The sequence below is a fragment of the Vibrio sp. S17_S38 genome (assembly GCF_014694375.1).
In the GTDB taxonomy this organism is placed as follows: Bacteria; Pseudomonadota; Gammaproteobacteria; order Enterobacterales; family Vibrionaceae; genus Vibrio.
The window spans coordinates 1-12022 of sequence record NZ_JAAUWW010000034.1 but is presented as its reverse complement, the minus strand read 5'-3'; the positions used below and the strand labels follow the sequence as shown (position 1 = coordinate 12022).

General features: G+C 39.8%; 13 protein-coding genes and 1 pseudogene. 7 read left to right on the top strand and 7 right to left on the bottom strand.

The annotated features are described in order from the left end of the window. The first annotated feature begins 124 nt into the window (after positions 1 to 124). The 6 genes from HC725_RS16205 (at position 125) to tenpIN (ending at position 4749) form a co-directional block, all read left to right on the top strand. The gene (locus tag HC725_RS16205; protein WP_190332900.1) at positions 125 to 706 is read left to right on the top strand and encodes a hypothetical protein; all 582 of its coding nucleotides are present in this window, start codon (positions 125 to 127) and stop codon (positions 704 to 706) included. Between the two features lie 1120 nt (positions 707 to 1826). After that, positions 1827 to 2624 (top strand): ParA family protein, encoded by a 798-nt coding sequence (locus HC725_RS16200; protein ID WP_190332899.1) that lies wholly within the window; start codon positions 1827 to 1829, stop codon positions 2622 to 2624. Beyond that, entirely contained in the window at positions 2617 to 3006 is a 390-nt protein-coding gene (locus HC725_RS16195) for a hypothetical protein (RefSeq protein WP_190332898.1), read from the top strand. Before HC725_RS16200 ends, HC725_RS16195 begins: the two co-directional genes overlap by 8 nt. A gap of 49 nt (positions 3007 to 3055) precedes the next feature. Then, complete coding sequence (locus HC725_RS16190; RefSeq protein ID WP_190332897.1) at positions 3056 to 3268, top strand: hypothetical protein; 213 nt, start codon at positions 3056 to 3058, stop codon at positions 3266 to 3268. Between the two features lie 111 nt (positions 3269 to 3379). Beyond that, positions 3380 to 4081, top strand: coding sequence for a helix-turn-helix domain-containing protein (locus HC725_RS16940; RefSeq protein WP_446751381.1), 702 nt, complete (start codon positions 3380 to 3382; stop codon positions 4079 to 4081). 221 nt (positions 4082 to 4302) lie between these two features. Continuing rightward, a complete protein-coding gene (tenpIN, locus tag HC725_RS16180; protein ID WP_190332896.1) occupies positions 4303 to 4749 on the top strand; it encodes a type III toxin-antitoxin system TenpIN family toxin in 447 nt (148 codons plus the stop codon). A 90-nt stretch (positions 4750 to 4839) separates the two neighbouring features. Here the strand turns inward: tenpIN and HC725_RS16175 are convergent, their stop codons facing one another. Genes HC725_RS16175 through HC725_RS16155 form a run of 5 tightly spaced genes read right to left on the bottom strand, consistent with a single transcriptional unit; the run spans position 4840 to position 10252 of the window. Next, positions 4840 to 7890: a Tn3 family transposase gene (locus tag HC725_RS16175; protein WP_190332895.1), complete on the bottom strand. Its 3051-nt coding sequence runs from the start codon at positions 7888 to 7890 to the stop codon at positions 4840 to 4842. Positions 7891 to 7934: 44 nt separating this feature from the next. Next, complete coding sequence (locus HC725_RS16170) at positions 7935 to 8243, bottom strand: type II toxin-antitoxin system RelE/ParE family toxin (protein ID WP_190332894.1); 309 nt, start codon at positions 8241 to 8243, stop codon at positions 7935 to 7937. Between the two features lie 4 nt (positions 8244 to 8247). After that, on the bottom strand, positions 8248 to 9621 hold the full coding sequence (locus HC725_RS16165; protein ID WP_190332893.1) for a hypothetical protein: 1374 nt from the start codon (positions 9619 to 9621) through the stop codon (positions 8248 to 8250). Between the two features lie 45 nt (positions 9622 to 9666). Next, a complete protein-coding gene (locus HC725_RS16160; protein WP_190332892.1) occupies positions 9667 to 9945 on the bottom strand; it encodes an arylsulfatase regulator in 279 nt (92 codons plus the stop codon). 46 nt (positions 9946 to 9991) lie between these two features. Then, positions 9992 to 10252, bottom strand: coding sequence for a type II toxin-antitoxin system Phd/YefM family antitoxin (locus HC725_RS16155; RefSeq protein WP_190332891.1), 261 nt, complete (start codon positions 10250 to 10252; stop codon positions 9992 to 9994). Positions 10253 to 10420: 168 nt separating this feature from the next. Between HC725_RS16155 and HC725_RS16150 the strand changes: the two genes are divergently transcribed. Continuing rightward, the gene (locus HC725_RS16150; RefSeq protein WP_190332890.1) at positions 10421 to 10990 is read left to right on the top strand and encodes a recombinase family protein; all 570 of its coding nucleotides are present in this window, start codon (positions 10421 to 10423) and stop codon (positions 10988 to 10990) included. Between the two features lie 30 nt (positions 10991 to 11020). Here the strand turns inward: HC725_RS16150 and HC725_RS16145 are convergent, their stop codons facing one another. Next, positions 11021 to 11347, bottom strand: a complete 327-nt coding sequence (locus HC725_RS16145; RefSeq protein ID WP_190332889.1) for a hypothetical protein — start codon at positions 11345 to 11347, stop codon at positions 11021 to 11023. A 123-nt stretch (positions 11348 to 11470) separates the two neighbouring features. Beyond that, positions 11471 to 11797 (bottom strand): annotated as a pseudogene (locus HC725_RS16140) (Tn3 family transposase); the annotation flags it as partial. Positions 11798 to 12022: the final 225 nt, after the last annotated feature.

Sequence of the window (12022 nt, the reverse complement as noted above, 5' to 3'; positions counted from 1 at the left end):
AGCTCAGACCCCATCAATATAATGGTGGGTTAACACCCAATAAATCAGAACAGCTTTATTGGAAAAACTCTAAAACTGTGGCCAATTTTAGTTGACCACTACAGTTGTTCGGCTACCGTATTATATGAACAAAATATTTTCAGCATGTCGTGAATTTATTGATAACGCTTATCGCCTCCCTACTCTCTATAAGTTCTCAGGCAGCATGATTGCTATGAATAGAGAAGATACAAGGAGGCGATTAGCTAAAGTTCTTGCTGTGTTATTGGCCAGAACCGAATTAGTTGATGGTAGGGTTGGCGTTCCTCAGTTTGAAGGCATGGATACTATTAGCCATTCAAAGCTAATGGATGATTATGTTCTTCGTTGGGGGGAAATGATTGATAATGAAACTTGGTATACTTGTATGCGTTATATTCGCAATTGTGGCTATTTTGGTCAAGATACCATTACAGGTAATCAACAGAACTTAGTATTCTCGGCTGCCGCATATAAGCAATTTTCATTGATGTTTTTCAGAGAGTTAAAGGTCACGTTTTTCCCTGATATTGCTAATCTTATACATGATTCAAGAGTTAAAGCTCAAAATAAAGGTTATAACTTTGGGTGGATGAGCTTTGCGCATTTACTACAAAAGGCATTTGAACCAGCTAGAAAAGCTTACAATGCGATTAATCCTACTAAATTAGATATATCCCCTCACTAAAATTAGAAAGAGCCGCTTAAGTGCGGTCAATTCGTCACGTCTGAAGAAAGTTATTGCTTGTTTTTCACTCAAAACCAAGCCTGTAGTCACCTTTCGTTGCGCATCACCATCGACATTTTTTGTTTAACTTGTGTTCTGTGGATAAGTGAATAATTAGAATATTAACTTTAGATAACCAATTAAGTATAAGAAAAAGGATCGGAACCTTTTAGGAGTTATATCTCCCTAAAGGGATCTCCTATAAATATATAAAATAAATATCTTTATAAACCTTTAACTACGTTAAAGCATAAGATGCCTGACCAATTCCTAGCTAAAGCTAGGGGTCAGATCATAACTGTTACTTTTATAGCAAAGCTCTATGCACATCATACAAGGAAGAAACAACGGCCATTAATTCGCTACGCTCACAGTTTATTAAGGAAAGTGGCTTGCGGTTCATTTTAATTAGCCTGAAGACAGCACTAGAATAGTCATATTAGCTACATTGAAAGATTATCATCACCAAGCCTTACGTTTTCAACACTGTACGCCTAAAGCTTTAATTACTCCTTTAACGGGCATTGTTTATATATCAACGTTTTTTCACGAGTGAAAAACACTATGATATGAAAAAATTTCTTACCTGCACTTTTAGAACTCATTTGCTTTAACATCCGTTATATCCATACCAAATCACAAGCTTTTCATTTTATTGTTTGTGCTGAAATTTTATAATAGAAGTTTACTGGTCAATAAAACAAAAACTCACCCTATTTAGGTGAGTTTTTCATTAACACCTATTTTCTACAAACGTTCACCTCATCTTTTCTTTCGTAGAAAATACTATCTTTCGTTAATATTGGAGGATATTTTCTCAATTCTTCAAATTTAATAATGCCAGTGTTGATATACTGATATTTTACTGTGTTCTTGCTGTTGCTTGATTTTGATTTCATAAATTTTTCCTTATTTTTGTATTCTAAAACCGAATTGGTTTAGTGTTTTATTTATCATATCGCTTTGGGTTTTAGATTTTTCAATCTGAAATTAATAGTGTATAACATTAATGATATACACTATTTTTTTGCTGTGCTACAATGTATAACATTAATGGTATACGCTTATGGGAGGTTGAAAAATGCCAGAGTTAAACTTAATAGCTCGAATTATTATGATTGGCTGTCGAAAAGGCGGTGTAACCAAAACGACAACAACGGTTAACCTTGCACATGAATTATCTCAACTTAAAAAGCGAGTTTTGTTGATTGATTTTGATAGCCAAGGCGACAGTACAAAGTTCTATCTCGAAGATGAAACCGAATTTTTTTTGGGCGATGTATTGTTAGATCGTAAATTCGATATTAATAAGGCTATATACCCTGCAATGATTGATGGTGTTGCGTCAGAGTATCTAAACATAATACCGGCACGAACTGGTGATGTGATGGCCAAGCTTGATATGGATATGATTTCGTTAACTCGTCGAGAAGAGCGTTTAAAATTTCAGTTAGAAAAAATCAAAGATAACTATGATTTTATTCTTATTGATACCACGCCTGGTACAAGTGTATTAACGCTAAATGCTGTGATGGCCGCAACAGAGTACATTTTCCCAACTGAGTTTAAGCAACATTCCTTGGATGGTGTAGAAACATTATTAGAACACATTGCCGACGTAAAATTTATTGATGAAGAAGACATTAAGTTTCTTGTTGTTCCGTCGAAAATCAATAAGTCAGCTAAAAACGCTTTAGAATTTGGTAGTGAGTATTTAGCGACTCGTTGGCCAAACAACACAGCTAAAACGACTGTATATGATCGAGTGGCATTTGCAGAGGCAGAAGCGGAGCATAAACCAATGTCCGTATTATCAAAGAGTCATGTCGCGTCAATGTACTACAAAGATTTAGCAAAAGAGGTGATCGACAATGCTTGAGCAAGAACTTACAGAACTTAATGAGCTGAAATCCAAAAAGAAGCTAACTGGTGGCGAAAAAGCCCGAGTTAAAATTTTGGAAAAGAAGCAACAAAAAGAAACGGAATCAACAAAAAAAGCTAACGCTTTTTCAACTAAGCCAACAACTAAAGTTGCACCGGTTCCAATTCGGTTTACATCTGATGAACTAGCTGGCTTAACTCAAAAAATCAACCAACTTAAAGATGATAATCCACGTTTGATTGTAGAGGTTCTTGGTGATCATGCTCGCGCGGTAAACCGCACCACTTTGATTAGAGCAGCAATAAAGTTACTTGAAAGTCATTCCGATGAAGAAATCATTCAAGCAATCAAAGACGTTAAATTATCTATGATACGATAATGTATAACATTAATGTTATACATTAAAATCCAGATCAAAGGAAAGCATCATGACTTATACCTATAATAAGCGAGAAAACATTCGAACAGCATCATCAGTTGAAAAACTGTACTCAACTAATAAAGGTTTCATTGGGTATATTAGTAATGTTGAGTATAAACAAAGTGATGGTTCTTGGCGTAGCCAGGGAGCACGTTGGCTTATTAATGAAGATGAAATAACTGAAATAATGGATAACGGGTTTAAAAACACAACATTATAGGAAAAGAAATAATGGCTTTATGCCCCTTTAACTATGTGTCCAATATCAACCAAATAAAGAGATATTGGCTTTACATTTACAAAGCTACTAAACAATTTTACGTGATTTTTAATGATGGATAAGCCGAGTAAAACACAAACCTCTTTCTTAAGAAGATTATTAGTCGCCTACTTAATTGATTCAGGTAAGAACACGGTTCTTGAAATTATGGAAGTGACGGGTATGCCGCGCAGAACAGCTCAAGACACCATCAAGGCACTTAATGAGTTAGACATAGATGTGGAACAGTACAATCGAGGTAAATATCGCATCAATAATTGGGGGGCGATAAATCGCAATTGGGTGCAAAATAACTTTACGCACGTCTGTGACGTGCTAAGGTATGATCATTATGAAATTAGTGAGATAAGTGAAATGTCCTACGAACAAGTTATCCATGATCAAAGCTTATATTGTGCATCTCAATCGCTAGAATTGGCTCTGAAACTTTCCGCCTTATCTAGACAACTAAATTCGGATGAAAGAACCCGTAATGCAAAGCAATTAGTTAAGGATAAGAGCAATAACGAGAGTCGCATTGCTGCTTTACGCTACATGTATCGAACCGTTGGAAGGGAAGACCTTGAGAAATTGATGTTTGAGCTGACCGACTTAACTATTGAAGAAAGATCTACAGCTCTAAGTGATCCTGAAAGCTGGAAATCAGCATTAAGTTTGGTCGGACAATCTTATGAGGAGATTACGTATATAGCACCTCAAAAAGAACTTAATCAGTGGCGAATAAGGTTTCTAGGTGCAATTCAAGGTCAGTAGAAGGTGAGTTTTGCTTGTAAATAATTAGATAAATGCTATATTACTATAGTGAATGAAGCGGCGGCAGTGGAGTCCCCGCATAAAAAATGTAATATCCTCAGAGATTGAAGTCGCGCCACTGGAGAGCCGACATTAAACATGTAATACCAGAACTAATGAAATTCACTCTTAAAGCCTCCTAATTGGAGGCTTTTTTGATCTAACTTATCGGATTTTTTAAAATGCTCAAAATACTTCAATTAACTGATGATTTTCATGATACTAACAATGATCTAATTGAAGCTATTAATGATAAAAACCGTGGGTATGGAATCGTAACCATCACTCTAAACAACTTGATTTTTGGTATTCCTCTTAGATCTAACATTACTCATAGGTACAGCTTGGTACTAGACGAAGTTAATAGACGAGGTAAAAGGTCTTCACGTGGTTTGGATTTCACAAAAGCTGTTTTAATTCGAACGGATGCTGAAATGGGAGAAGTGTTTCTTATTCCTGAAAATCAAAAAAAAGTATTAATAAGTAAAGAAAAGGTGCTTATCAATCAATTTACAAAATATGTGAATAATTACATTCGAGCTGTTGAAACTAATGCGCAATCGACCCTGAGATCTCCAGCTTATAAATATTCTACATTAGTTAATTATCATGATGAATTTGGAATTTAATTAGAGGGTTTCTGTACTTTATTTTAGGTCTTAATTGCGGGTCCTGTGGAAGAACCCCCAAATCTGTAAACTTTGATGGTTGGTATTTGATCAGCCATCTCTCCAGAAATGCTGTTTCACATGATCCTCTAGAACTCTTGCCATTGCCTCTACATCGATTTTCCCACTACTTTTCTTAAAACTATACCGGCCAGTGAGCAATGTATGTGTCCAAGCGATCGGTGAAATACGGACAAACTCATCAATGACCTTTTGAGAGGCGCCGTTAGCCAACATCTTCTGGTAAACGGCATTTAAAATCATACTGTTGTAGGCAATGATGCAGTTAGCAACTAGTCTGGCCGCATGAGCGCTTATACGGTTTTCTACGATTCGTTTACCCTGAAAGATACCGTTGTAAGTCTTACGAATGTTGCTCTGGAGCTGATGATAAGCTTCTGTGCGGTTTCGAGCGTGTCTTATCGCCTTCCTGAGTTCCATATCATCAATTAAGTTGAGCACATGTGTGCTTTTGAAAATAGTGTTGTATTCAAACATCGCCGCCTTGAGTCTGGCATAACGAGCATGAGAGTTAAGCTTTCGAATGATATTACTTTGCGTGTTTTCCTGCATGATCAGTGACAGCAGGACTCGCATAACACCTCTTCGTTGAGACCGGATGCGCTCTACATTGATAACGCCCTTTGGCTTGAGTATGCTGGTATCGTAATCCAGCTCTGTCGCGGAATAAATTTCCTCAGAGGCGTCCCGTACGTTCTTGATACTGGGTACATAATCCACATCTATGGAATCCAGCGTGACGAAATTCAGTTTGTTTAGTGAGTGGTTATCGCCTGTTACCATGTGGATGTCTATATCAGTCTTATTGTTGTAGATCATGTCGTAGAGCGAATGCCCTTCATATTCATTCAAACCGATATTTTTTGCATTGACCGCTACATAGTTAGCAAGCAGAGTGTAAAGAGAAATACCTCGGCCTCTACCCAAATACTTTCTAGAATAACGTGACTGGATAGTGCTGTCGGTGGTCGAGTGTTTTTGCCCGTCGGCATCGGCCAGAACTTTCTCCTCCATAAGGTTCCACTGTTTAAAAATTGGTAGTGCATGAATATGATTGCTAACAATATCATTGGCAGCGCACAGTGTGTCTACTCGGATAAAATCCTCACGCACCGCGCGTAACTGGTTGGTTTCCAAATCAGACATATCAGCCATTTTCAATGCGCCAAACCCAAATGCCTCCGACAACAAACAGGCATTGATCGCCAATGGTAGTGGTTTTTTCCGCTTGGTGTAGCGATCCTTCAAGTGGGTAAACCCGTTCCACATGCCAATTTGATCGCCGATAAACATCATGATATTGGCGATTTCTACCTTCGGCAGATTTTTAAAGAAGGCGTCGTCCAGTTTCTCAACACTGTCATAGAGTAGGCTCCAGTGCTGTTGCCCATTCTTGTTCTCACGAACATTAAACCCTGGGTTGTTGTTTTCACAAATGTTGTGAGTCGTTCTTTTCCAAGCGTTATTAAGTTCTTGAAGAGCTTCATCAAGCCGTTTATCACAGTAGATGGGTATTTTGGGGTAACCAAACTCCGCAGCAATTTCCTCAATGTCATCGACCAACGCATCGTCTACAAGGTCGGAATCAATATCACAATAAGAAACGCTGTCATTGCAATACAGGCGGCCACGATCGATTTCATGAAAAACCTTTTGGTAGACAAAAAACTCGAACAAATACGGATTAATGTGCGTATCTGCTGGCTCCCGCTTCAAATAACGGATCATATTTTTGGGAATCGTATAGCCCAAGTCATCACAGATTTTTAAATCGGATGGACTTTTACCGCTGGCATAATGCGTTTTCAATAAGCTGACCAAGTCACCGATGTAACTGTTTTCCTTGTAGTACTCCAGTTTCACCGTTGTAAATATCGGGCGCAGGTACAGCGAGAGTATACGAGACGATTTACCGTAGTACTGCCACAGAGCGGCTTTCTTATCGAACGATTTTCCTTCCAAGAATTCTGCCATCGCTGAAAATTGCTCTTTTGGCAACAGGCTGTAGGCTGCTTCATTCAGCTCATCCTGATTCATATTAGGATTTCGATTTGGAAACCACTTGAGAAACTTTGCTAGCTTGGGAAAGTCCGTGACCACTTTGGAGCTGTGCTCCATGTGCGCCATCGAGGCGTAGGTCTTGCCAGCATCCATAATTGCACGGGTGTGATAGCAAAAACTCACGATCAGGTTGTCCATTATCTGCTGATAACGGTGGTAGACAAAACACAAAGCATGAAGCCATTGTTGTAGTTTGCTCAGTCTCCGCAACCTTGATGCAGCATACTGCTCGGCAATGTCGGCGTAGTAGCGAATGGCATTTTTTGACAGGCCCAAAGAAGGAATGAAACTCTTGGCAAAATCATAAAGCTCCCCAATGCGCTGCGCTTTGTCCACTTCTGCTTTCACTGCTGTGTATTGAAAATCTTTCTGGTCTGTGCGAATGATATTCAGCGCTGTGATGCCCTCATCGCGATGCACCAAAGCCTCAAGCTGTTCCGAGATTGCTACAGGTAAAGATGAAACAGCGATACCCAACCGGTTTTCTTCAGCAATAAACGCACTACTGAACATGTCCTGTAGCGTTCGATAGGAGGGTATTATCAGATTTTGATGATCGAAGTAAGCCAGTAATTGGCGAAAGGCGCTGTGCCCTTTGGTGTAGTATCTCAACAAGTGACCGATATGCGATTCTATTTCAGCGGTGTAGTGGGCTGACCAGTTCCGGTAATCAAAAAGTGAGAGTATCGCTTGGCGCTGGTTACGCGTATATTTGCGAGAGAGTACGCCCTTAAATTGAGAGACGTCAGCGCCACTATAATAGGTTTCCACGATATACTGAACGTCGCTGCTGACCTCATCGAGCGAAAAATTGAAAAACTGCTGTTTAGCCTTGAAGTAGCCCAGTTGCAGAATGAAATGGATACGAGTCTGGGTATTGCGAAAATGTTCCAGCGCAGCGCGCTCTGCCTGATTTAATGAAAAATAGAGACTTTGTTCGTAAGTATTGAAATCTGGGCGAGCATATAACTCTTCGATTTCCGTGTTGGATAGCAGTTGAATGCGTTTGATATTTTCCATTGCGTGTACCTATTCAGTGCGGCCAGTTCGTGAGCCACACTAAATTACCTCACCTCACGTCCGTCCAAGTGATTCACTGGCACCATGCGCTTATGTAAAACACCGAACACAACCAATTGCTGTTCATGGAGCATGTAATAAATGACGTGACTGACATGGGGGAAACTCAAAACGCTTTCCCCAATATCCTGCCTGGACTTACCCAGAGAAGGTGTTTCGGCCAGCAGGTGAATGGTTTGCCTGAGTTCAGACAGGTATTTTTGCGATTGAGCCTTTCCCCACTGTTCGACGGTGTATCGGCGAATGTCGATAAGGTCAGATTTTGCATCCGGCGTTAAGTAATAATTGGCCATATTGTTATTTGTCTGCGCTTATGGATTCTAAACCCAACTCCTCCCACATCCACTTAAAATCATAGCGCGACATATGTGGGACAACTGCGGTATTATTTTCCAAGCCTTTAAGCCACTGGAGGAGGATTGTGTGCTGATCTTTATCTAGAGAGCAGTCTCTGGGTGTTCGGTTGTTAAGTGCAGGGATAGGCTCATCTAGAATTTTTCGGTAATGCTGATCTAGCGAAGCAGCAATTAATTCAGGCGCATCGATAGTTTCTTCGGTTGGCAATTCTTGTGTGGAATACTTTTCCATCATGGACTCAAAATTCTCATGAACGGAGAGAGGTGTTCCGATTAACTCGCTTAATAAAGCACTGAGAAAATCTTTAATTTCCTCCGAACGCTCAATGGAGTTCACCGTCGCTACCAAATATTGACCCATTATGGATAAATGGCCCAATACCGTTGCACCTACGTTCTCGATGTTGTTTTTATCACAATTTAGCCAGATCCATTCTTTGCTATCGTTATTAAAATTAAGCTGAGGGGCAGAATGCAGTCGCTTTTCAATTTCCTCCATATCGCTTGTATTCAGAGGGAATTTTATCTTACTCCAATATAATTTATGGCCATCATGGTTCAAAAGTGTTGGTATAGGCTTAGTTATCGCCAAATAGGTTTGGCATGCCCAGAATGAAAAAAGTAAATCCGGCAACTGATCATTCGCGTCTGCTGTTGCCATTTCCTCAATATCTTCATCTGACCACTGACATTGAGCCTCTTCATCCCGAACTTCCTTGAGAGTACCAATCACACTTTGACAAGCACGTTCGAGCAAAGCTGGCACTTCTTGAGCCTGATCTGGAGAAAAAGGCAGAATGCCGCCGCCAAAACCGTATTTACCATCCAAAGAAATCACTCTCGCTGCGATACAATCCCAGCGTTTTAAGCTTTGGGAGCCTGAGCGCTCATAAACACGGATCGCTTTACTTGTTGATCCCACAGGGCGCACTTCAACCCAATGACCTGGGTTAACAGCAATAATCTCCCAAAGTTTTGCTTCACTTTTAGCTAAGGCTTGAAGATAACGTTTCCCACGAGCAGCTTCTCGCCAACCGCGACGTTTTATATAATCTTCAATCATACAAAACTCGTCATTATCCCAATAACTACTTGCAAACAGTTCAAAGAGATAACCAAAAACCATCCCCATATAGCCACTGTCTTCAAGAGCTTGGCCTAACTCGTCAATAGGAATATCAACTCTGTTGGCGGCGTCCATCAGCATTTCATTAAAAAATTGCTCTTGCCTTTCTGACCATGGTGCTTGTTCAGCATATTTCATCAAATGGGCAATCGCTTTATCAATATCTTTTTGCTGTTTACGTTGGTTCATACCTGTATTTAGATCCCCGTCTTTGAAGGTGTACGAATTTTGGTTTCAGTGATCCTTGGGAACGTCAATGATGCCATCAGCAATACCGCAAGCTAGATTTTCCATCAGTTTTGCGAATCGATAGAAGCCATCATATTGCTGACAGATGTAGTCCATCTGAACGCGTGAAGTGCTGTCCATTATCCACTTGAAGACATCCATATAGTCATAGCAAGACTGGAGCAGATTGGCTTCACCGATCTCAGTATTAGGAAACCGAAGGGCGTGATCATCAATAATTTTTACTAACTGAAGTTGTTCTGCACTCAGTGCGATAGCAGGCATTTTGGATTCCCCAAGTTTTTATCAAAATAGGCTTTTGTTGTAAGAATTAGTCGTGTAGTCCTGACTCTAGCTCACTGAAAAATGACTCGCCATCGATCAAATTGCCTGCTGTAATATCGGTAGCGGCCTGTACAGCTCTTAATTGTAACAAACGCAGCTTGAGAGCTTCGATACTCTCATATTCTTCTGTCGAGATCACCACAGCAACCGGTTTACCATTCTTGTTTATCTGGACTGGAGCACGTTGGGCTTTTAAGAGCATGTCACCAAAATGGGTTTTCGCTTCATTGGCGGAGAGTGAATTCATGTCCTACCTCACTAACATCGTTCGATTCGTTCATTATAACCGATTCGTCCTTTATCTGCTATAATTACACATTATCAAATAGTATACTTTTTAATAGCTCGTGAAATTATCTATCAAAAGTACTATTATAAGTGGGGAATCAAAACATCTTAGGAGTATTGATAGATTATGGAGAAAGTTGGATACGCTAGAGTGAGCTCTACAGGTCAAAGTTTGGACGTTCAGCTAGGAAAGTTAAATCAGATGGGTTGTCAACGTATTTACCAAGAAAAGAGAAGTGGTCGAACTTCAAATCGTCCAGAATTCCAAGCTTGTATGAATTACCTTCGAGAAGGCGACACCTTAGTCATCACTCGTTTAGATCGCCTAGCTCGCTCTGTTGTCCATCTCGCACAACTCGCCAAGCGTTTTGAGAAAGAGAAAATCAATTTGATCGTCATTGACCAAAATATCGATACGAGTACATCAACTGGCAGATTGATGTTTAACATGTTGGCATCGATTGCTGAGTTCGAAAATGACTTACGGACAGAGCGGCAAGCAGAAGGGATTGCTAAAGCAAAAGAGAACGGCGTTAAGTTTGGGCGTCCGGCAAAGCTCAATGAGCAAATATGTCGTGCTATACATTTGCGCCGGACTGAAGGCGCAACCATTGGACAGCTAGCCAAAGAATTTGAGCTTGGAGAAGCGACAATTTATCGTGCATTAAAAGCCGTCTCTTCAATATCAATCACATGATTTGTACTAAGTCATGTGATGGCTCATGGGTTAATCCCATTCATCGTCGTCATAGATATTTTCAAGAAGAACTTGTTCGGCTTCGTCCAATTGGTCGTTAATTTTTTCGAGCGTGTCAATTAACCCAGACACCTCCATACTTAACACATCAACTTTTTCATGTAAGTTTTCAAGGTGCAACTTGGTGTTGTCATCAAAAGTATAATCCAATGCTTTTCTAGCGATGCCACTGATGGTTTCTGTTTCATCAATCAGATCACGAATACCAGCTTGATAAGCAAGTCGATTCAGGTCAGTAAAATCCTCAGAAGACAACTTATCTAAGATTTTGTCGTATTTTTCTTCATTAAAAACCATCAAAAGGTACCTGCAACTGTGCGTTAAACCTAGGTTATCGTTCTTGTAGCAGTAATTCAATCAGGCGCAGTAAATGAGGTTAGATTTCAAAGTTTACATATTTGGGGGTTCTTCCACAGGACCCGTAACGGAGTCATCAATAAAGAGTCCAAGGAGGTGACCGGCGTGGGTTAACTTGTCTCTAACCACTTCAAGCTCATCTGCAATCCGTTGTTTAGCGGCGGCAGAGGCGGATTCCCTTTGTTTTCTGGTCACATACTGAAACGCGGTGACTAACTTATCATTCGTTTCTTGATAACGGAAAAATAAGTAACACACGATATATAGCATCCCTTGCCATTCAGGAAAACGACGGATCTTATACAGGGATTGGTGCCGAATAATGGACGCGTAGTACGTTAAGTTCCCTTGCGATAGCCCTAATTCATTGATGAGCCCCTTTATCTCTTGTTGGTTTTTTATTTTTTGGATAAGATGAGAGTGGTTCTTTGTAGGCAATAAAGTATAAACAAAGCCGACCTGTAGATTTAAGTCCCCATATACTAACAATCTTTGCTTAAAAGTGATACTATCTATCTATCTATCTATCTATCTATCTATCTATCTATCTATCTATCTATCTATCTATCTATCTATCTATCTATCTATCTATCTATCTATCTATCTATCTATCTA

Bases quoted from the DNA above. Each gene is read 5' to 3' on its own strand.
- HC725_RS16940 (WP_446751381.1), top strand. From the start codon at position 3,380: ATGATGGATAAGCCGAGTAAAACACAAACCTCTTTCTTAAGAAGATTA.
- HC725_RS16150 (WP_190332890.1), top strand. From the start codon at position 10,421: ATGGAGAAAGTTGGATACGCTAGAGTGAGCTCTACAGGTCAAAGTTTG.
- HC725_RS16170 (WP_190332894.1), bottom strand. From the start codon at position 8,243: ATGGCCAATTATTACTTAACGCCGGATGCAAAATCTGACCTTATCGAC.
- HC725_RS16155 (WP_190332891.1), bottom strand. From the start codon at position 10,252: ATGAATTCACTCTCCGCCAATGAAGCGAAAACCCATTTTGGTGACATG.
- HC725_RS16165 (WP_190332893.1), bottom strand. From the start codon at position 9,621: ATGAACCAACGTAAACAGCAAAAAGATATTGATAAAGCGATTGCCCAT.
- HC725_RS16200 (WP_190332899.1), top strand. From the start codon at position 1,827: ATGCCAGAGTTAAACTTAATAGCTCGAATTATTATGATTGGCTGTCGA.
- tenpIN (WP_190332896.1), top strand. From the start codon at position 4,303: ATGCTCAAAATACTTCAATTAACTGATGATTTTCATGATACTAACAAT.
- HC725_RS16190 (WP_190332897.1), top strand. From the start codon at position 3,056: ATGACTTATACCTATAATAAGCGAGAAAACATTCGAACAGCATCATCA.
- HC725_RS16160 (WP_190332892.1), bottom strand. From the start codon at position 9,945: ATGCCTGCTATCGCACTGAGTGCAGAACAACTTCAGTTAGTAAAAATT.
- HC725_RS16205 (WP_190332900.1), top strand. From the start codon at position 125: ATGAACAAAATATTTTCAGCATGTCGTGAATTTATTGATAACGCTTAT.
- HC725_RS16195 (WP_190332898.1), top strand. From the start codon at position 2,617: ATGCTTGAGCAAGAACTTACAGAACTTAATGAGCTGAAATCCAAAAAG.
- HC725_RS16175 (WP_190332895.1), bottom strand. From the start codon at position 7,890: ATGGAAAATATCAAACGCATTCAACTGCTATCCAACACGGAAATCGAA.
- HC725_RS16145 (WP_190332889.1), bottom strand. From the start codon at position 11,347: ATGGTTTTTAATGAAGAAAAATACGACAAAATCTTAGATAAGTTGTCT.